1 protein-coding gene and 1 pseudogene are annotated in these 678 nt (G+C 66.7%); both read left to right on the forward strand.

Going from position 1 to position 678, the window contains the following annotated elements:
• Positions 1-319 (forward strand): annotated as a pseudogene (locus tag AACY52_RS29025) (hypothetical protein); the annotation flags it as partial.
• Positions 316-678 (forward strand): oxalurate catabolism protein HpxZ (hpxZ, locus tag AACY52_RS29030; protein WP_339561173.1); only part of this gene is annotated, 363 nt, incomplete at its 3' end. The pseudogene AACY52_RS29025 and the gene hpxZ, both read left to right, overlap by 4 nt.

Genomic DNA, 678 nt, shown 5'->3' on the forward strand with positions numbered 1-678 from the left:
CGACGATCTGCCCTACCGCAACGCGCACGGCCAGCTCGTCATTCCTTATTCCCTCGATGCCAACGACATGAAGATGGTGGCCCTGAACGGCTTCACCGAAGGCGACCAGTTTTTCCGCTACCTGAGCGACACGTTCGACCAGCTCCGCGAGGAAGGCGGACGGATGATGTCCGTCGGGCTGCACGGCCGAATTGCCGGGCGGCCTGCCCGTGCCCGCGCCGTCGCCCGCTTTGTCGACCACGTCATCGCGAGCGGTGACGCCTGGATTTGCCGGCGCGTTGATATCGCCCACCATTGGAACGAGGTGCATCCGGCATGACGATCGACGATCCCAAGGTGGTTGCCGAGGTAACCGCCGCCTTCCATGCCTATGAGGCGGCGCTGATGGCGGACGACGTGCCGGCGATGGACGCGCTCTTCCACGACGCGCCCTCGACCGTCCGCTACGGCGTCGGCGAGGTGCTGTACGGTGCCGACGAGATCCGCGCCTTCCGCAAAGGGCGTGGCGGATCGCCGCAGCGTCGGCTCGGCCGGATTGCGGTCCACACCTATGGTCGGGATTTCGCCACCGCAGATGCCGAGTTCTTCCGCGACGGCGCGTCCGTGCGCGGTCGCCAGTCGCAAAGCTGGGTGCGCTTCGCCGACGGCTGGAAGGTGGTATCGGCGCACGTCTCCCTT

This window comes from Pseudomonas sp. EA_65y_Pfl1_P113, from assembly GCF_963970525.1.
Taxonomy (GTDB): domain Bacteria; phylum Pseudomonadota; class Gammaproteobacteria; order Pseudomonadales; family Pseudomonadaceae; genus Aquipseudomonas; species Aquipseudomonas tritici.